Source organism: Shewanella sp. Sh95 (assembly GCF_001308045.1).
Classification (GTDB): Bacteria; Pseudomonadota; Gammaproteobacteria; order Enterobacterales; family Shewanellaceae; genus Shewanella; species Shewanella xiamenensis.
Genome location: NZ_LGYY01000235.1, coordinates 1 through 20,401, shown reverse-complemented (window position 1 = coordinate 20,401; position 20,401 = coordinate 1). Strand labels below are relative to the sequence as shown.

General features: G+C 45.4%; 17 protein-coding genes. 7 read left to right on the top strand and 10 right to left on the bottom strand.

What is annotated here, in order from left to right; genetic code table 11:
• Positions 1–7: 7 nt before the first annotated feature.
• The 7 genes from tolB to motY form a co-directional block, all read right to left on the bottom strand.
• On the bottom strand, positions 8–1,336 hold the full coding sequence (gene tolB, locus AEA42_RS17285) for a Tol-Pal system beta propeller repeat protein TolB (protein WP_055648391.1): 1,329 nt from the start codon (positions 1,334–1,336) through the stop codon (positions 8–10).
• Between the two features lie 9 nt (positions 1,337–1,345).
• A complete protein-coding gene (tolA, locus tag AEA42_RS17280) occupies positions 1,346–2,380 on the bottom strand; it encodes a cell envelope integrity protein TolA (protein WP_055648390.1) in 1,035 nt (344 codons plus the stop codon).
• Entirely contained in the window at positions 2,381–2,815 is a 435-nt protein-coding gene (tolR, locus tag AEA42_RS17275) for a protein TolR (protein ID WP_037419420.1), read from the bottom strand. It abuts the gene before it with no gap.
• A complete protein-coding gene (tolQ, locus tag AEA42_RS17270) occupies positions 2,815–3,501 on the bottom strand; it encodes a protein TolQ (RefSeq protein ID WP_037419415.1) in 687 nt (228 codons plus the stop codon). Before tolQ ends, tolR begins: the two co-directional genes overlap by 1 nt.
• Positions 3,491–3,892, bottom strand: coding sequence for a tol-pal system-associated acyl-CoA thioesterase (gene ybgC / locus AEA42_RS17265; protein WP_011072691.1), 402 nt, complete (start codon positions 3,890–3,892; stop codon positions 3,491–3,493). The genes tolQ and ybgC overlap by 11 nt, the downstream gene beginning before the upstream one ends.
• Positions 3,893–4,061: 169 nt before the next feature.
• Complete coding sequence (locus AEA42_RS17260; protein WP_055648389.1) at positions 4,062–6,242, bottom strand: prolyl oligopeptidase family serine peptidase; 2,181 nt, start codon at positions 6,240–6,242, stop codon at positions 4,062–4,064.
• Between the two features lie 689 nt (positions 6,243–6,931).
• A complete protein-coding gene (motY, locus tag AEA42_RS17255; protein ID WP_037419408.1) occupies positions 6,932–7,801 on the bottom strand; it encodes a flagellar protein MotY in 870 nt (289 codons plus the stop codon).
• A gap of 142 nt (positions 7,802–7,943) precedes the next feature.
• Between motY and rnt the strand changes: the two genes are divergently transcribed.
• Positions 7,944–8,615, top strand: a complete 672-nt coding sequence (gene rnt / locus AEA42_RS17250; protein ID WP_055648388.1) for a ribonuclease T — start codon at positions 7,944–7,946, stop codon at positions 8,613–8,615.
• A gap of 75 nt (positions 8,616–8,690) precedes the next feature.
• Here rnt and AEA42_RS17245 read toward each other — a convergent pair whose 3' ends face one another.
• Positions 8,691–9,296, bottom strand: coding sequence for a peroxiredoxin C (locus AEA42_RS17245; protein WP_011623136.1), 606 nt, complete (start codon positions 9,294–9,296; stop codon positions 8,691–8,693).
• Positions 9,297–9,664: 368 nt separating this feature from the next.
• Between AEA42_RS17245 and AEA42_RS17240 the strand changes: the two genes are divergently transcribed.
• Positions 9,665–10,984, top strand: coding sequence for a Na+/H+ antiporter family protein (locus AEA42_RS17240; protein ID WP_055648387.1), 1,320 nt, complete (start codon positions 9,665–9,667; stop codon positions 10,982–10,984).
• A gap of 88 nt (positions 10,985–11,072) precedes the next feature.
• Here the strand turns inward: AEA42_RS17240 and AEA42_RS17235 are convergent, their stop codons facing one another.
• Together AEA42_RS17235 and upp are read right to left on the bottom strand one after the other, a co-directional pair.
• The gene (locus tag AEA42_RS17235; RefSeq protein ID WP_055648386.1) at positions 11,073–12,479 is read right to left on the bottom strand and encodes a GGDEF domain-containing protein; all 1,407 of its coding nucleotides are present in this window, start codon (positions 12,477–12,479) and stop codon (positions 11,073–11,075) included.
• Positions 12,480–12,666: 187 nt separating this feature from the next.
• The gene (upp, locus tag AEA42_RS17230; RefSeq protein WP_023267861.1) at positions 12,667–13,293 is read right to left on the bottom strand and encodes a uracil phosphoribosyltransferase; all 627 of its coding nucleotides are present in this window, start codon (positions 13,291–13,293) and stop codon (positions 12,667–12,669) included.
• 327 nt (positions 13,294–13,620) lie between these two features.
• Between upp and purM the strand changes: the two genes are divergently transcribed.
• The 5 genes from purM to asnB all read left to right on the top strand — a co-directional run bounded on the left by purM (position 13,621) and on the right by asnB (position 20,174).
• On the top strand, positions 13,621–14,658 hold the full coding sequence (gene purM / locus AEA42_RS17225) for a phosphoribosylformylglycinamidine cyclo-ligase (protein WP_023267860.1): 1,038 nt from the start codon (positions 13,621–13,623) through the stop codon (positions 14,656–14,658).
• Positions 14,658–15,302 (top strand): phosphoribosylglycinamide formyltransferase, encoded by a 645-nt coding sequence (gene purN, locus AEA42_RS17220; protein ID WP_055648385.1) that lies wholly within the window; start codon positions 14,658–14,660, stop codon positions 15,300–15,302. The genes purM and purN overlap by 1 nt, the downstream gene beginning before the upstream one ends.
• 139 nt (positions 15,303–15,441) lie before the next feature.
• Positions 15,442–16,188 (top strand): HAD-IIA family hydrolase, encoded by a 747-nt coding sequence (locus tag AEA42_RS17215; RefSeq protein WP_037419391.1) that lies wholly within the window; start codon positions 15,442–15,444, stop codon positions 16,186–16,188.
• Positions 16,189–16,373: 185 nt separating this feature from the next.
• Positions 16,374–18,047: a M28 family metallopeptidase gene (locus tag AEA42_RS17210; RefSeq protein ID WP_055648384.1), complete on the top strand. Its 1,674-nt coding sequence runs from the start codon at positions 16,374–16,376 to the stop codon at positions 18,045–18,047.
• Positions 18,048–18,509: 462 nt separating this feature from the next.
• The gene (gene asnB / locus AEA42_RS17205; protein ID WP_055648383.1) at positions 18,510–20,174 is read left to right on the top strand and encodes an asparagine synthase B; all 1,665 of its coding nucleotides are present in this window, start codon (positions 18,510–18,512) and stop codon (positions 20,172–20,174) included.
• Positions 20,175–20,401: the final 227 nt, after the last annotated feature.

Sequence of the window (20,401 nt, the reverse complement as noted above, 5' to 3'; positions counted from 1 at the left end):
TAATACATTAGAGAAACGGAGACCAAGAAGGTGATTTCACCTCGCCCTGACCTACCGGTAATCTCGCTTTAAAGCGTCCGTCCGTAGAAACAGCTGCTAAAACTTGCTTGCCTTGATACGTAGTGCCATAAATCACCATAGTACCATTAGGGGCCACACTTGGAGATTCGTCCAAACGTGTCGATGTCAGCACCTGCATAAAGCGCGTACTTAAATCCATACGTGCAATATTAAATTTACCGTTTGTGCGATTCACAAAAATCATGCTGCGACCATCAGGGGTAATTGAACCACCTAAATTCCATTCACCTTCAAAGGTTTCACGGGTCACTTTGCCTGAATTTAAATCTACACGATATAACTGTGGTCTACCACCGCGCTCGGAGGTAAACAACAATGACTTGCCATCGGGATACCAAGATGGCTCAGTATCGATGGAATAGTGGTTGGTAATACGTTTTGCTGCCTTAGTGGCGATATCGATAACGTAAATCTCAGGTTGACCATCCTTTGAGAGGGTCACTGCTAAGGACTTACCATCGGGCGAGAATGTCGGTGCACCGTTAATGCCAGGGAAGCTACTCACCTTAGTACGTACTTGGGTGTAAAGATCCTGAACAAAAATCTCAGCCTTTTTGTTTTCAAAGCTCACATAAGCTAAACGACGGCCATCGGGTGACCAAGAAGGAGACATCAGCGGCTCAGGAGAGCGCAGTAACATCTGCTCGTTGTAACCGTCATAGTCGGCGATCATCAGTGAATAAGCCGCTTTCTGGCTGTGGTTAACCACCACGTAGGAAATACGGGTTAAGAAAGCACCACGAATACCCGTCAGTTTCTCATAGACGATATCGCTGATACGGTGGCCATATTGACGGAACTGTGCCGCAGAAATCACCGTTTGGCGACTATCCATCAAAAATTCAGTTGGACTTGCAGGACCTTTTAGTGCTTGGTTTTGTGCTTTAACCAAATCAATAAGATCAAAGCTCACCAAAAACTGATCCGTGCCGTAAGGCTTAACCGAACCAACCACAACGGCTTCAGCACTAACATTAGCCCAAGCATTGGCATCAAACTGTGCTAAGGCTCCAATACCACGTTGAGGTAACCCTAATTCATCTAAAGGTTTAAACGTACCGCTGCGCACTAAGTCAGACATAACCACATCGGCAATCGCCTGTGGTGGCGCACCAGCACCTTGCCATTGGAATGGCATCACAGCGATTGGTCGCGCCGCATCCACACCTTCGGTAATCACAATATCCAGCGCCGCTTTTGCCGGCATAGTGCAAAGCAGAACTGCCAATGCTAACCATTTTGCCAAAATTTTCATGGGACTCCTTTAATTAAACGTTGGTTCAACGATTAAGTTAATTTCTTTCATCAAGTTATATACCGCAGGGTCTGGAGACACTGGTAACTTACCCGCTTTTAAAATCGCCGCTTTAGCTGCACGACACACATTCGGATCACCACCTTGTGTCTGACTGCTAATCACAAATCCATCATTCGCTAAACGCACAGAAACGGTACACGTTTTACCACGCATCGATTCATCAACCACAAGGTTACGCTGAATCGTTGATTTAATCATCGCGGTATACTTACCGACTTCCGTTTGCATCTGCTTATTCATGGTTTGCGATAAGGCTGCCTGCTCGGCGGCTAACGCATCAGCCATTTCCTGCTCCTGCTGAGCACGGGCTTCAGCATCCGCTTTCGCCTTAGCATCTGCTTTTGCCTTAGCTTCGGCTTTTGCTTTCGCCTCTGCATCAGCCTTGGCTTTTGCCTCTGCTTTGGCTTTAGCGTCTGCCTCAGCTTTTGCCTTGGCTTCGGTTTCTTTCTGCTTACGGTCTGCCTCAGCTTTCGCGGCAGCGGCCTCTTCTACTTTACGTTTTTCCGCGGCTTTTTGAGCTGCATCTTCAGCAAGTTTACGTTCTTGCTCCTTCTGCTTGCGATCGGCTTCGGCTTTTTCTGCTTTTTCCTTTTCCTGTTGCTGCTTCACCTGCGCGGCTTTCGCGGCATCATTGGCCTTTTGGGTCTCAATTTCTTGCTGCTTACGTTCTTCCGCCAGTTTCTTCAACTGTGCTTGTTCACGCTCACGGGCTTGCTTTGCTTCCTGTGCTTTGCGTTCAAGTTCGGCTTGGCGCTCACGTTCTCGGCGCTCTGCATCGCGCTTTTCCTGCTTTAGCTTTTCAACTTGATTAGCGACTTGTTGCTGATCAACCATAACAGCTTTTACTGCAGGGGCGCTAACTTGTTGCACAGGTTCAGGTTTATGGGTGAAATCTATGCCAATGGCCAGAATAATTATCACGCCAATATGAATACCTGCTGAAATTGACAGAGGTAATGCAACATTTGAATTATCCGCCACCTATTTCTCCTTGGGTGAATCCGTCATCAAACCGACTGAGGGAACGCCTGCCTGTTGCAAGGTCACCATCAATTGGATCACGTTATCGTAAGGAATAGTTCTATCGGCTTTAACCACCACAGGACGTTCAGGCTCAGTCACCATAATCGCCGCCACGGCGGTGGCTAACTCTTCCAATTCCATTTCTTCGTTATTGGAACCGCCCTGATTAAGAAAATAAGTACCGTCGGCATCAATAGACGCCACAACCGGCGGCTTACTATCCGCGGGTAGTACTTCGGCCGCACCTTGCGGCAGCTCCACTTTCACCCCTTGGGTCACAATCGGCGCTGTTACCATGAAAATAATCAGCAACACGAGCATGACGTCGATGTAAGGCACCACGTTGATTTCGGCAACAGGGCGACGACGTTTACGCTGATAACCGACTTGCATTATACGCCTTCCTTCTCACTGTATGCTTGGCGATGCAGGATGCTAGAAAACTCTTCCATAAAGTTAGCGTAACCGATTTCCAGCTTTTCAACCTGAGTCGCAAAACGGTTATAAGCGATAACTGCTGGAATTGCCGCAAACAGACCCATAGCGGTAGCAATCAGTGCTTCTGCAATACCTGGCGCTACCATGGCTAATGTTGCGTTTTCCATCGAGCCAATTGCGATAAATGAATTCATAATACCCCATACCGTACCAAACAAACCGATATAAGGGCTAGTCGAACCAATGGTTGCCAATAAAGGTAAGTTAGCTTCTAACTTTTCTAATTCACGGGATAAGGTCACACGCATCGCCCGCGAAGTACCATCCATCACCGCATCAGGCACTTTGCTATTTAATTTATTCAGACGTGAATATTCTTTAAAACCCGTCACAAATAATGACTCTAAGCCCGTATTATCTGGACGAGCCGATAATTCTTTATACAGACGATTTAAATCGACGCCTGACCAAAATTTATCTTCAAATTTTGCCGATTTATTTTTTGCAGATGTCAATAAACTACGGCGTTGTAAGATCACCGTCCAAGACATTACAGACAAGCAAAGTAAAGTGAACATAACAAATTTCACTAATAAACTGGCTTGTAAAAATAACCCGACAATCGACATATCAGCTTGCACTGTCAAACTCCTGCACAATATTTAAGGGGATAGCTCGGGGCCGCATACGTGATAAGGCTACACAGGCTACTAGCACTGTGCCTTCACAATAACAGTCTCCCAGATGATCAACCAAACGTTGATGAAATACCAACGAGGCCTTTTTCAACTCTATGACCTTAGTTTCTACAATAAGGTTCTGTTCAAAACGTGCGGCTTTTTTAAAATCCAATTCCGCCCGCTTAACCACAAACGCAGTGTCATCGGCCAACAGTGCAGTCTGACTTACGCCTAAGGCTTTTAACCATTCGGTTCGCGCTCGCTCAAAAAAATTGAGATAGTTCGAATGATAGACAACGCCACCTGCGTCGGTATCTTCGTAATAGACTGAAATGGGCCAATTAAACGTCATGCGAAATTAGTAGATTTTGGTTGAAAAATTGACGCTACTATACCTAGGGAAACAAGACTTGTGAATGACCCGATGAAGATATAGATAGGGATAGCAGGGGTTTCAACGCAATTGAGGGATTTGTAAATAACAATGGGGTCAAACGACCCCATTTAATTAACATAGTTAGCTATTTTGCAAGGGTTTGCGGTAGTGCCAAACCAAAGCTTTGCCACAGGAAGCTATAAATATCGGCAAACTCGTCGATCTTCATCGCGGTAGGTTTACCCGCACCATGTCCGGCATTGGACTCAATGCGCATTATCACGGGTTTATCACCCTGCTGCTTTTCTTGCATCATGGCGGCAAATTTAAAGCTGTGTAGCGGCACCACACGATCATCGTGATCAGCCGTCATCACCATAGTTGCAGGATAAGCCTGCGCTTTAACATTATGGTAAGGCGAATAAGCTAATAATGCCGGGAACTGCTCTGCATTATCTGCACTGCCATATTCACTAGTCCAAGCCCAACCAATGGTAAACTTATGGAAGCGCAGCATATCCAACACACCCACTGCTGGTAGCACAGCAGCAAACAGCTCAGGACGTTGCGTCACCGCGGCGCCCATCAATAAACCGCCATTACTGCGGCCATAAGCGCCTAACTTTGTAGTGTTGGTGTATTTTTCGTTGATCAGGTATTCGGCAGCGGCAAAATAGTCATCAAACACATTTTGCTTTTTATCGAACATACCTGCCTGATGCCAGCTTTCACCATAATCCGCGCCGCCGCGTAAACTTGGTACGGCGTAAATGCCGCCCATATCTAACCATGCGATGTTGGCGGGGCTAAAACGCGGCGTCATCGAAATCGCGAAACCACCGTAGGCATACAGAAGCGTTGGGTTTTGACCATTCTTCACCAGCCCTTTTTTGTAGGACAGCATCATCGGGACGCGAGTACCGTCTTTGCTGGTATAAAACACTTGCTCAGACACATAATTATCGGGATTAAATGACACCTGAGGTTTAGCCACAACGGTCGACTGCGCTGTTTTAAAATCAAACTTATAGGTGGTTTCAGGTTGAATATAGCTGTTAAAGACATAGTAGAAATAGTCTTTACTCGCCTTACCGAAAGGCCCGGCGACATTACCTTTACCTGGTAAAGTGACATCTTGACGCTTTTGGCCGCCCATACTGAAAATCGATAATTGTCCCAATACATCGTGTAAATAGCTGACGACTAAATGGTCATTGATAATAGCGACTTTATTAATGGGATCTTTTGATTCAGGAATAATGGTTTGCCACTGCGATTTCTCGCTATTACGGGTATCAATGGCAATCACTTTACCGTTAGGCGCATCTAAATCGGTTTTAAAATAAAATACCGAACCGTCATTACCTAAAAACTCATACTCTGCTTCGAGGTTAAGGATTAATTCCACCACCTGTGCTTTAGGTTCAAACAGTGATTTATAGAAAAAGCGATTACGTTTGTCCGTACCCTGCGAAATCGATAGCAGTAAATATTCGCCCTGCTCAGACACATCGATGCCAAATCCCCAATCTTTGTTTTGGGGACGTTCATAAATCAATAAATCTTGGCGTTGATCTGTGCCTAATTTGTGGTAATACACTTTTTGATTAAAGTTCACATCGGCCAGTAAATCCCCGCCCGCTGGCGCATCGTAACGGGCATAGAAAACCCCTTGGTTTTCCTTATCCCATACCGCGCTGGAGAATTTAATCCAGTTGAGTTCATCTTTAAGCTTTTTACCCGTGGCAATATCAATAAACTGCCACTGCTGCCAGTCAGAGCCTGACTTAGACACTCCATAGGCTAGAATCTTACCGTCATTACTTACCGATACACCAGACAACGCCACGGTACCATCGGCTGAGAAGCTATTTGGATCGAGCACGGCTTTCTCAACGCCATCTTTACCTTTTACGTAAAGGACCGATTGCGCTTGTAAACCATCGTTACGGTAATAAAACTGGTTATCGCCATTCTCGAAGGGGGCTGAAATCTTCTCGTAGTTCCACAGTTCAGTGATACGATCAACCACGGCTTGTTTGTTGGGGATCTTCGCCAAGTAAGCCTGACCAAAGGCCTGTTGTTCTTTTACCCAGCTTTCGGTTTCTGGCGTGTTTTCTTCAAGATGACGGTAAGGATCCGCCACCGCAACACCGTGAAGAGTGTCGACTAAAGCGTCTTTTCTCGTTTCAGGGTAAACCAATTTGTTTGCGCTGACCTGCTGTGCGGCCTCTTCTGGCGTATTGCCACTCTGGCAGGCGGCCAATGCCATGCCCAATGTGGCCACTAATAAACCTTGCTGGGCAAGGCGAAATCTTAATGCCATCTTTTATCGTCCTTTTGGTGATGTCCGGCTTAACGCTCTTTTGCAGCAAGTACTATACAAGCAAAATTTTTCATGGCAATGCTGTAGCAAAAGATGAGGTTTTCTAGCGAAGAAGAAAGATTTAACAAACTGGTAGCAATGATGAGCTTATTGAAGTGTATTTTTATGCAGTAATTATGACTGACAAGTTATTAATCATGCTAAATAGTGACTTAAGTGAGGCAGATCACTTAATTAATCATTAGTTTTGCTAATGTATCGAGGCAATTTTTCTCGTTTGCTAGCCAAATAACAACACACTAAAATGTGCTTGTTTTCAGGAGATATCCGCTAGCGGATATTGAAAACAAAGAACTTTTAAACTGATGTCTTTTAAGTACTTCAGTTCATCCCTGGTTCTTATGCTTGACTTCCTTCCTTCAATTTGTTGATTGCAAATGCATTATTTTGCGGCCCGCTTAGATTAAGCGGGCTTTTTTTTATCCAGAATCAAACATCAAGCGACACTTATCGGCGTTCAGTATTTTTTGTTACATAAAAACCACTGGAGCCGCTCAATAAATGGCGCTTATTTGCGTGTCGCCATCCGAATCAACAGACTGCCATAGTATTTTGAGACAAATACAAACAGCGTCAATAAACAACAATGCCAAGTCAGTAGACTTGGCATTGTTAGGTTAAGCTTTGATTTAGAGGGGCTTACTAATTCGGATCACAACTCGGCGGTTTAGCGCCCTTTCCTCAATATCGTCATTTGAAGCCACGTGACGCCGCTCGCCGTGACCCACAGTCACAATTCGATCTTGCGGAATACCGCTTGAGACAAAGAAATCTTTTACCGATTCAGCGCGTTTGTCCGAGACTTTCTGATTCACTGAACGACCACCATAACTATCGGTATAAGCATCGACTAATACTAATTCTACATCTGGATCGTAGGACAAATATTCCTGTATTCGCGTAAGCTGTTGCTGTGAGAAGCGAGTTAAATCCGTTCCTCCTTCATCATAATTAAGCACGGTAAAAGCAATATCTTCAAAGCTATAAGGCAATAGGTGCGATAAACACGCCTTAAACTCAGCATATTTTCGGCCAAAATTCGCTGCCGACAGCCCTACAGCAATTTTATTGGACTCATCATACCAATCGGCATAGTAAAATGTCGGCTCCATACCACGGCTTAGCTCATTTAACATGGACCACGCGGCGCGTTTAGGCACTTCACCATTAAAATACTTTTGGTAACGTAACGAAGTGATTTCTTTTGACACCACACCTGGTCGCCATTTGGGAGCTCGGCTCATCAACTTGGCTTGGGTCACTTGATCAGGTTTTACCCACATATCCAAAGTGAAATTGAGATTTAATTGCTTACCCGCTTCACTGGTAAAAATCGCTTTACCGTATGAAGGAATATCATGCTCAAGACGGCACACGATCGGACTGTTTTGACTGACTCGCCATTGGGATTCACCCAAAGAGGCCACATAGTGGCGCAACTCTGCCATTGCAGTTGCTGGAACGCATAAAATTGATACTAATATCAGTTTTCGCCACATAGCCCTTACTCGTGTTTATTCGGTTACGAGGTTTTATCGGCAAACTTTTTAGTTCCTTTAGCTCATAAAACCAGCAATCAAACATGACACATCCTAGTTCATTAAGCATAATAGCGCCCTGTGATTTTTCTTGGGTACTTTAATGAGCGATATTTGCGACGCAAACAAATTGAAACACCGATTTCGTGGCTACTTTCCGGTAGTGATAGATGTCGAAACCGCGGGCTTCAACTCTCAAACCGATGCGTTGCTGGAAATAGCCGTCACGCTACTGAAAATGGATGATGAAGGCGTGCTCGGGATTGATAAAACCCTGCATTTCAACATTGAGCCCTTTGAGGGTGCAAATTTAGAACCCGAGGCGCTGGCTTTTAATGGTATCGATCCCACCAATCCATTACGCGGTGCGGTCAGCGAAAAAGAAGCCTTTTTAGAGATATTTAAAGCCGTTAAAAAAGCCCAAAAGGCATCTGATTGTCACCGTAGTATTATTGTGGCGCACAATGCAGCCTTTGATCATGGCTTTGTGAGTAAGGCTATTGAACGTTGTGACTTAAAACGCTCTCCATTCCATCCGTTTGCCACTTTTGATACCGCGACGTTGGCAGGATTAGCGATTGGCCATACGGTATTAGCAAAAGCTTGTATTATGGCAGGCATCCCTTTTGACAATAAAGAAGCCCATTCAGCACTCTACGATACCGAGCGCACTGCTGAACTCTTTTGTTATATCGTCAACCGCTGGAAATCTTTAGGTGGCTGGCCACTCTTAGCCACCAACGAACCTGATGATTCGGATAGCGAAGCATCATAGCTTTACCAACAATTGTCTAAAACAAGAAAGCTGCCAAAAGGCAGCTTTCTTTTTACCTAACTAAAGGTTTACAAATTACAGAGAGCTTGCGTTTTCAGCTAAGTAAGCCGCAACACCTTCAGTGCTTGCGTTCATACCTTTGTCGCCTTTTTCCCAACCTGCAGGGCAAACATCACCGTGCTCTTCGTGGAATTGCAGTGCGTCGATCATACGCAGCATTTCGTCAACGTTACGGCCTAATGGCAGATCGTTAACCACTTGATGACGTACCATACCTTCTTTGTCGATCAGGAATGAACCACGGAAAGCCACGCCAGCTTCTGGATGCTCAACATCGTATGCTTTACAGATGTCGTGTTTAACGTCAGCAACTAAAGTGTATTTCACTTGGCCAATACCACCTTTTTCTACTGGGGTGTTACGCCATGCGTTGTGAGTGAATTGAGAATCGATAGACACACCGATCACTTCAACACCACGCTTAGTGAACTCTTCCATGCGGTGATCAAAAGCGATCAACTCTGATGGACAAACGAAAGTGAAGTCAAGTGGATAGAAAAATACCACTGCAGGCTTGCCTTTGATGGCTGCAGTTAAGTTAAAGCTATCTACGATTTCGCCAGAACCTAATACAGCTGCTGCAGTAAAATCAGGAGCCGGACGGCCTACTAATACGCTCATTTTATATCTCCATCTATGAGTTGAACTAACTATAAAAGTAAAACATCCCTTAAACACGCTTGCACATTTGTGCAAGTGTATTTGAGAGCGCTTACCAATCAAATCTTTAGGCATTATAAGTCGTGCGTTTCGCCTTACAACCTATTTAAGACCAATATCACATTTTTCAAGGGCATTTTGACGTTACTGCTTAAGGATAGAGCAATCTGTGCCATTGATAAGCGCTTTAGCCCACATTCATCTAACACTAAAAGCCCTCTCGATTCACATTTTCAGATATTTTTCAGATTAAGGCTCGGTAAACTGGACAGACACGGCCTTCGCAGTCGAAAATAACCCTTTTGGTTTACAGAATTAAGAATTTGTCTATGAATGCAGTCGTCATTGCTGTGTGTTTAATGTTAGCCCTTAGTTTGGCGAGGGTGAATGTAGTGGTCGCGCTCACCATCAGCGCCCTCGTTGCTGGTTTAGTCGGGGGAATGGATCTGCATCAAACGATTGATGCCTTCAATACAGGATTAGGTGGCGGCGCACAAATCGCCCTGAGTTATGCCTTATTGGGTGCATTTGCCGTAGCATTATCCCATTCAGGCTTGACGACGCTGATCTCCAATTCGATCATTAAAAGCCTTGGCAAAGACCCCAATGCTACCAACACTAATTGGGTGCGCTGGTTACTGCTGTTATCCCTGCTCATGATGTCAATGGCATCGCAAAATATCCTACCGATCCATATCGCCTTTATTCCGATACTCGTGCCGCCACTGCTGCATGTGATGACCAAGCTGCATATCGATCGCCGTCTGGTCGCCTGCGTATTGACCTTTGGTCTTGTGACCACCTACATGATTTTACCCGTGGGCTTTGGTGGTATTTTCTTAAATGATATTTTGCTGTCAAACCTCACCAGCAACGGCTTAGTCGCTGTGCGTGACCAAATCCCCCCTGCCATGTTAATCCCCGCAGCGGGCATGGTGGTCGGTTTATTGATCGCAGTATTTGTTAGCTATCGCAAGCCGAGGGTATACGATGAAACTAAAGTGCTCAGTGCCGAGCCTGAAGAGACGCTCAATAAGCGCAATATCGCTATCGCAGCGCTAGCAATTCTTGCAACTTTATTTGTACAGCTTGAGACTGATTCGATGATCTTCGGCGCTTTAGTCGGCTTTATGATCTTTAGTTTCTCTGGCGCACTAAAACACGTTGCTGACCAAGATATCTTTACTCAGGGCGTTCGCATGATGGCCAATATCGGTTTTATCATGATCTCCGCCGCAGGTTTTGCCGCAGTAGTGAAAGAAACTGGTGAAGTTGGCACCCTGGTTTCATCATTGAGTAGTCTGATTGGCGACAATAGAGCCCTCGCCGCCTTTTTGATGTTAGTCGTTGGACTATTAATTACTATGGGTATTGGCTCATCTTTCTCGACCATTCCGATTATCGCGACCATTTATGTGCCCTTGGCGCTAAGCTTTGGCTTTTCAGTACCCGCAACTATCGCGTTAGTCGGGACTGCTGCTGCGTTGGGCGATGCAGGCTCGCCAGCGTCGGACTCAACATTGGGTCCCACATCGGGTTTAAATGCCGATGGTCAGCACGACCATATCCGCGACAGCGTGATCCCCACCTTTATTCATTACAATATTCCACTGTTAGTATTTGGTTGGATTGCCGCCATGGTGCTCTAAGCGTAGGAAAGACATATAAACATAAGCAAAAGCGTGGTAATGCCACGCTTTTTTTATGCTAGGGATTTAAGCATTGAGTATTAGAACGTTACCGCAAAACATCATTTTCATCATCGGATCTTTTTTGTGTCTTATCCGCGTATAACGCCTTATCTGCCGCCAGAAATACCGCCTCAAAGGATAGGCAATCCATTGAATCTGCGACACCGCAAGAAACAGTTAGCATATTTAAAAAATGTCGCTGCCGAATGTTATCTTTAAGTCTATCCGCAAGTTGTTGTGCTTTATCAATAGGACAGTTGGCTAAAATCACTACAAACTCATCACCACCAGTGCGGATAATAATGTCGTTTTCTCGAAAAACGGCTCGCATCGCTTCGACAATTTGCATTATTGCCAAATCACCTAATTGATGACCATGTGTGTCGTTAATCGTTTTTATTTTATCGCCATCAATACAAATCACAGCATATTGAGATGCAGTTGCAGCCTTAAAAATAAGTGTTTCATAGATTTTTTTATTGTAGGTCTTCGTAAATGGATCCAACAGCATAGCTTCAGAAAATTGCTGACGCTCAGTACGTAACTGCTTGAGACGCATAAATTTAAGTTGGAAAATAATTGTTAAGCCCGACAGCAATAACCAAAGAGGCAAATATTGCATAAAAAACCTTAACGTACTGATTTTGTATGTTAAAACACTCTGATTATCTAAGTGATTACTCATAGCATAAAACAGAAAGTTGGGCGTGATCCGTGTCCAAAAACTATCTCCGCTAATGACAATCTCAGTGCCATAAGGCGAGTTCTGAGTTTCAAACACTTTTCTTTGCATAAAATCCGTTGCCATAAATGATGTATCAGCAATCACATCCCCCCAAAGATGCTCAGGCGCATGTGAGGATGAAATGGGCGCCGCCATAGAAAGAATAATGTTTCCCGTTACTTCATCACGATAAGGAACGGACAGCACAATATCATCAACTAAGGAGTCCGCAGAGGCATCCTTACTACAATAATGCAGCCGTTGGCAAAACTCATTGGTGAAAGAATTTTCGTGTATTAAGCGACTTTTCACCTCATCAGGAATCGTGGAGGCAAAATATAGCGCATTACTTTTGTATAGACCGATATATATAAACGCACTTCTGACAGGATTCTTATTATTTGAATATAAATAGTCAAAATAGCGCAGGATCAGCTCTTCTTCTGGTGATAAGGCTCCGCCTGAAGGCAATAATAAGCGGGAGGAATCAAGCTTAAATGGTGTCAGTAGCGCACTATCAAAATCAATAATATCGTGTAAAGATAAGCTCTTACCAAGCAACTCTAAATAACTTGGCACCACGTGTTTCGCCCGTACAAATTTGACAAATGCCCTGTGTTCTTTCTCTATTCGCAGGGGTAAAAGGACCAGCAGTAACACAACAAATATCAAGATAGCCAATGAACAAGATTGGCGAACAAGTGACCAACTTAGTTTTGAAACCATCATAATCCCCGATGATGACCTGAGTTAAATCGATTTATTGCAAACCTACTGCGCCGTGCAAAACGCATTCTGTCAAAAATTAATCTTATCGTTAACTGTAGAACGAGTCGGCAAAAATGGAATCATAAAAAACAAAAAGGGAGCCTAAGCCCCCTTGTCAAATCGAGATAGCATTTAAGCCATCAGAACATTATTTAGTCCCAAAAATCTTATCGCCCGCATCACCTAAACCAGGCAGGATATAGCCCTTCTCGTTTAAGCATCTGTCGATTGCGGCAGTATACAGCTCAACATCCGGGTGAGCCGCTTCAAGGGCTTTGAGCCCTTCTGGCGCGGCAACTAACACTAAGGCTTTAATTGACGTACAACCGCGTTTTTTCAGCAGGTCGATAGTCGCAATCATCGAGCCACCAGTTGCCAGCATAGGGTCAACGATCAGCGCAATACGCTCGTTCATGTCGCTGGCCAGCTTTTCAAAATATGGCACAGGTTCTAGGGTTTCTTCGTCGCGGTAGATACCCACAACCGAAATACGCGCACTTGGAATATGCTCAAGTACACCGTCCATCATGCCTAAACCCGCACGCAAGATAGGCACAACAGTCACTTTCTTGCCTTTGATCTGATCCACATCTACCGGACCATTCCAGCCTTCAATCGTAACAGTTTCGGTTTCGAAATCTGCGGTAGCTTCATAGGTTAACAAGCTGCCGACTTCAGCGGCTAGCTCACGGAAACGTTTAGTGCTAATGTCACCTTCACGCATTAAGCCGATTTTGTGACGCACTAACGGGTGTTTAACCTCGACAACTTTCATTTTTCTCTCCTACTATTGTTCGCGAATTACCTTAGGCAAATTTTTCAGATTTTAGATGATTTGTTTATTGGGTAAAACATAAAGTTTTTCCATTCGGACTAATCGTGAGCAATATCGCAAGAATTATTACTTATCGCTTAAGATACGCCCACTAACACACTATTTTATGACCAATCACTAGATTGAAAATGTGAAATATCCCCCTGTGAAGCTAAAAAAACTTCAGAGATACTGATAAATCCAAATCATGACTTTCGACCCCTAGCACAAGCTGATAGAATACCGCCGCATAAAAATCCAATAACGATGTACCCGAGAGGATCCTCCGTGAGCACTCCTACCCCACTGAGCTATAAAGACGCTGGCGTTGATATTGATGCTGGTAATGCACTGGTAAATAACATTAAAGCGGCTGTTAAACGTACCCGTCGTCCAGAGGTAATGGGCAACTTAGGTGGTTTTGGCGCATTGTGTGAATTACCCACTAAATACAAGCAACCTGTTTTAGTGTCAGGCACCGATGGTGTTGGTACTAAATTGCGTTTAGCTATCGATTACAAAAAACACGACACAGTCGGTATCGACTTAGTGGCCATGTGTGTGAACGATTTGATCGTTCAAGGCGCTGAGCCATTGTTTTTCCTCGATTACTACGCAACAGGCAAGCTCGATGTTGAAACAGCAACTTCTGTTGTTAACGGCATCGGCGAAGGTTGTTTCCAATCTGGTTGTGCGTTAATCGGCGGCGAAACCGCTGAAATGCCAGGCATGTATGAAGGTGAAGATTACGACCTCGCAGGTTTCTGTGTGGGCGTGGTTGAAAAGGCCGACATCATTGACGGGAGTAAAGTGGCCGCGGGTGATGCACTGATCGCCTTAGCTTCAAGTGGTCCTCATTCAAATGGCTATTCATTAATTCGTAAAGTATTAGAAGTCAGCCAAGCGGACCCTCAACAGGATCTCAATGGCAAGCCATTGATCCAACATCTGTTAGAACCAACCAAAATTTACGTTAAATCATTGCTCAAGCTGATTGAAGCATCAGACGTGCACGCAATGGCACACATCACTGGCGGCGGTTTCTGGGAGAACATTCCTCGCGTACTGCCTGAAAACTGCAAAGCCGTTATCCAAGGTGATTCATGGCAATGGCCAGCTGTTTTCAATTGGTTAATGGAAAACGGTAACATTGCAGAATATGAAATGTACCGTACCTTTAACTGTGGTGTCGGCATGATCGTTGCGCTGCCAGCCGATAAAGTGGATGCCGCACTTGCGCTGCTTGCAGCGGAAGGCGAACAAGCTTGGCTTATCGGTGCTATCGCTGCTCGCGAAGGCAATGAAGAGCAAGTGGAGATCCTGTAATGCCCCAAAGCTGTCGTGTAGTTGTATTAATTTCCGGAAATGGCAGTAATCTTCAAGCCGTTATCGACGGTTGTGACGATAATTTGCAAGCCGAAGTTGTCGGAGTGATCAGTAATAAACCCGATGCCTACGGCCTAGTTCGTGCCCATCATAGTGAAATTGATACCAGCTGCGTGATTGCTCGCACAGGTGAATCTCGCTCTGATTACGATGCACGGTTAATGGCTGCAATTGAACAATACCAACCGGATTTAATCGTGTTGGCTGGATTTATGCGCATTCTAACCGATGAATTCGTGAATCATTATTTAGGTCGCATGATCAATATCCACCCTTCATTGCTGCCCAAATTTACCGGATTACACACCCACCAACGTGCCATTGATGCCAAAGAAACAGAACATGGCGCAAGTGTGCATTTTGTTACCCCAGCGCTAGATGCTGGTCCGGTGATTTTACAGGCGAAAGTCCCAGTTTATGAAGACGATACCGCAGAGATGCTCGCTGCGCGTGTCCACGAGCAAGAGCATGCTATTTACCCCCTAGTGGTGAAATGGTTTAGCCATCAACGCCTAAAAATGCAAGACGGCAAAGCCTATCTTGATGGCACGCTCATCGGACCTAATGGCTACGCACCCGATTAATCTCTGAATATTGGAAGAAGAGACCTTAAAGGTCTCTTTTTTTTGGGCTATGACATACAAAACCATTGTTTTATGGACTAATGTGGCATTAGATAAGCTAACGAAAAGTGATTTTGTTCGGCATAAAAGAGATTATTAGATGAAAAATATTATCTGCGATATCGATGGTGTACTCCTGCACGACAATAAGCTGATCCCCGGCAGTGATAAATTTATCCAGCGCATTCTCCAGCAAGGCAATCCCCTTGTCATTCTCACTAACTATCCGGTACAAACAGGCAAAGATCTGCAAAACCGCCTTAGCGCAGCGGGGATAGACATCCCGGAGGAATGTTTTTATACCTCGGCCATGGCTACCGCCGACTTTTTAAAGCACCAAGAGGGCAGTAAAGCCTTTGTTATCGGTGAAGGCGCCCTCACCCATGAGCTCTACAAGGCTGGTTTTACCATTACCGACATTAATCCCGATTTTGTGATTGTTGGCGAAACCCGTTCCTACAATTGGGATATGATCCATAAGGCCGCCGGATTTGTCGCCCGTGGCGCCCGTTTTATCGCCACCAACCCCGACACTCACGGCCCCGCTTACAGCCCCGCCTGCGGCGCCCTGTGTTCACCGATTGAGCGTATTACCGGCAAAAAGCCTTTCTACGTCGGTAAACCGAGTTCATGGATTATCCGCTCGGCGCTCAATCATATTGACGGTCACTCCGAAAATACCGTGATCATCGGCGACAATATGCGTACCGATATCTTGGCGGGCTTCCAAGCCGGACTTGAAACCATTCTGGTTACCAGCGGCGTAAGTAAACTTGAAGATATCGATAAAGAACCTTTCCGCCCAAATCATGTTTTCGCCTGTGCCGGCGATATCGATGTCGTTTAAGCATCAAACTGCCAGCTTCTCAGCACCTTAGCGTGCTGAGAAACACCACTGACCTTAACATTAAGTAACATATTTGCCGTTGGACTTCCCTTGTACCCCATTGTCGCTTGCTTCATGATAAGGCACGACATACCCCTTCAATATTCGCGTTAAACACGCCCTAAAAATAACAGTAGGATCAACCTATGCGACGTTTGTATCCGTTTTGCGCACTAGCCTTGCTCAGTGCCTGTAGCCCCAACTCGGCCCAGCCCGATGCCAACAGCAGTGCCGCACTGAAACCCGTGCAAATGAATGAAGCACGTTTTAGAGACGATATTAAAAACCTGTCTTCCGATGAGTTTGAAGGCCGTGCCCCAACCACTCAGGGTGAAAAACTCACCTTGGATTATTTATCCAAGGCCTTTGCAGAGATGGGACTTAAAGGTGCTTACCAAGGTAGCTTTTTACAACCTGTGCCTATGGTGAGCTATACCGCAGATGAAGCACAGCAAGTCACGCTAGCTGGATTACCCTTTAAATACCGTCAAGATCTGGTGCTCAGTAGTCGCCATGATAACGGTGGTATTAACATTGAAAACGCGCCATTGGTATTTGTTGGCTACGGTGTTAATGCACCTGAATATGGCTGGAACGATTACCAAGATGTGGATATGAAAGGTAAAATCGCAGTCATCTTAGTGAACGATCCCGGTTTTGCCCGCCCAGACTCAGGCAAATTTAATGGCAAAGCGATGACCTACTACGGCCGCTGGAGTTATAAATTTGAAGAAGCTAGCCGCCAAGGCGCACTCGGCGCGCTGCTGATCCACGATACTGAGCCTGCATCTTATCCTTGGTCTGTTGTCGAAAACAGTTGGACGGGGCCACAACAGGATTTAGTGCACAGCAAAGCTGAGCAGGATAGCCGCGTCCAAGTTGAAGGTTGGTTAACCTTAGATACCGCCACAAAACTGTTTGAAAAGGCTGGCCTATCACTTCCAACTCTCATGGCTCGCGCTGCCGATAGCCCAATTAGCTTATCCCTAGAGCAAACGGCCAGCATCGCCTTTAAAAACAAAGCGGAATATGCCAACAGCTATAACGTCGTCGCCACCCTTCCTGGCACCAAGCAAGTAGATGAGCAAATCCTGTTTACTGGCCACTGGGACCATATTGGCAAAGATGACAGTAAAGAAGGCGATAAAATTTACAACGGTGCCATGGACAACGCATCGGGTATTGCGGGCATTTTAGAAATCGCCAGACAACTCGCCGATAACGCTAAACAGGGCCACGGCTTAGCTCGCTCGGTGACCTTTATCGCCACCACGGGCGAAGAGCAAGGGTTGCTTGGCTCACGTTATTATGCCGCTAATCCTATCTACCCCATTGATAAAACCGTGGCAGTGCTAAACCTAGATAGCACCAATATCTATGGAAAAACCAAGGACTTCACTATCGTCGGTAAAGGCAAGTCCGAGCTTGAAAACTACTTAATCGATGCCGCCAAACAGCAAAACCGCATTGCTTTGGGTGAAAAGAATCCTGCATCGGGCGGTTTCTTCCGCTCTGACCACTTCAGCTTCGCCAAACTCGGCGTTCCTGCGGTCTTTGCCGGTGGCGGTAGTGAGCCTATCGATGCGGCAACCGCGGACTATAAGACTCAAATGCAAGCAACCATGAAGGGCTGCTATCACAATGTCTGCGATGAATATCATGAAGACTGGGATTTGAGTGGTGCGATTCAAGATCTGGAAATTTACTATCAAGTGACTCGCAGCTTAGGCAACAGCCAAGATTGGCCAGGCTATTATCAAGGTACTGAGTTTAACAGCCTGCGTCCCGCCAAAACAGAACTTGCCACGACCGCAAAGTAAGCGCGCTAAAAAATCTAATAAGGCACCTTGAAGGGTGCCTTATTATGTTATGAGTCTTTTATGAGCCGCCCCACTTTACGCTCACTGTTGACCTTGACTGTAGCAACACGGGCAATGACTGCCGATAAGCCGTTCATAAAACCAGCAACATTTACACTTAGATCACTATCTTGCTCACATTTATCATGATTTTGCCAAAAACGGATTTTCTTGAGTGAACATTATGTATTTGCCAATATCCCGCCTTGCAATCAACACCAAAAAACACTTTATGTATAAAAAAGTGAAATTAATTAAACGAACCTCAATCAAAACCATTTAAAAGATAGATCAAACTCATATAAAACACCTAAAAAAGAACAAATCATCAAAAATAATATTTGGCAAAATCCCGAATCGCTGGCACATTGATACTCAATTGAGACATCCTCAAATGAAATACAGCGGTTTAGGAGTTGCATTATGTGTTCGATTTTTTCAATTTTAGATATTCAATCCGATGCGAAAGAGCTACGCCAAGTGGCACTGGAAATGTCCAAACTGATGCGCCATCGCGGCCCCGATTGGTCAGGCATTTACGCCAGCGATAAAGCGATTTTGGCCCACGAACGCTTGGCCATTGTCGATATTGAACATGGCGCGCAACCACTGCTAACCGAAGATGGCAGCCTTATCCTCGCGGTCAATGGTGAAATCTATAACCACAAAGAACTCAAAGCCCAACTCGGCGATAAATATAGCTATCAAACCAACTCGGATTGCGAAGTCATTCTGGCGTTGTATCAGGAATATGGCACTGAATTTCTTGATAAATTAAACGGTATTTTCGCCTTCGTACTCTACGACAAAGCCAAAGACGCCTACCTAATTGGCCGCGATCATATGGGTATCATTCCGCTCTACACGGGTCGAGATGCGGCAGGTAACTTCTATGTCGCCTCCGAAATGAAAGCCCTGATGCCAGTGTGTAAAACGGTGGAAGAATTCCAGCCGGGCCAATACTTATTCTCAAGCGATGCTGCGGCAGTGAAATACTACACCCGCGATTGGCAACAGTATGATGCAGTTAAAGATAACGGCGCCAGCCAAGAAGAATTGCGTGAAGCTCTAGAAGCCGCAGTAAAACGTCAATTGATGTCCGATGTACCTTACGGAGTATTACTCTCCGGCGGTTTAGACTCATCGGTGATCTCGGCTATCACCCAGACATTTGCCAAACGCCGTATCGAAGATGACGGTGAAACAAACGCTTGGTGGCCACAGCTACACTCCTTTGCAGTCGGTTTAAAAGGCGCTCCGGATTTAATCGCGGCCAAAAAAGTTGCCGATGCCATTGGAACGATTCACCATGAGATCAACTTTACCTTCCAAGAAGGGCTAGATGCGATTAAAGAGGTCATCTACCACTTAGAAACCTATGATGTGACCACCATTCGTGCTGCCACACCCATGTATCTGATGGCGCGTAAAATCAAGGCGATGGGGATCAAAATGGTGTTATCGGGTGAAGGTGCCGATGAACTCTTTGGCGGTTACTTGTACTTCCATAAGGCGCCAAACGCGCAGGCCTTCCATGAGGAACTCGTGCGTAAACTGGATAAACTGCATCTATTCGACTGTCTGCGTGCCAACAAAGCCATGGCGGCGTGGGGATTGGAAGCCCGTGTGCCTTTCCTCGATAAGGAATTTATGGATGTGGCAATGCGCATTAATCCTGAAGCAAAAATGTCTAAGGATGGCCGGATTGAGAAACACATTCTGCGCCAAGCCTTTGAACATAAATTACCTAAAGAAGTCGCCTGGCGCCAAAAGGAACAATTCAGCGATGGCGTAGGCTACTCTTGGATTGATGGCTTAAAAGCCCATGCCGCAGAACAGGTCGACGATTTGCAACTGGCCAACGCGAAGTTCCGCTTCCCGTATAACACGCCAGAAACCAAAGAGGCTTACTTCTATCGCTGTTTCTTTGAAGAGCATTATCCATTGCCAAGTGCTGCCGAAACGGTTCCTGGTGGCAAGTCGGTCGCCTGCTCTACCCCAGAAGCGCTGGCATGGGATGAAAGTTTACGGGGTATTATCGACCCATCAGGCCGCGCCGTGCGCTCAGTGCATGCCGCCAGTTATTAACCACAGATATCCCATCCTAATAATAAAGCCACCCTCGGGCTGTCTCTCATACACAAATCCCTGAACAATGCTCAGGGATTTTTTTTGAACTCATTCCCCACATTGTGATCAGATCGTCTAGGGCTAAATATTCGAGGCGATTATGATGAAGATGATGGATCCAGAGCAGTGGGCGCAATGTCAATTTGGGCACGCAAACCTCAACGACCCAAGACGTACACAAAGAC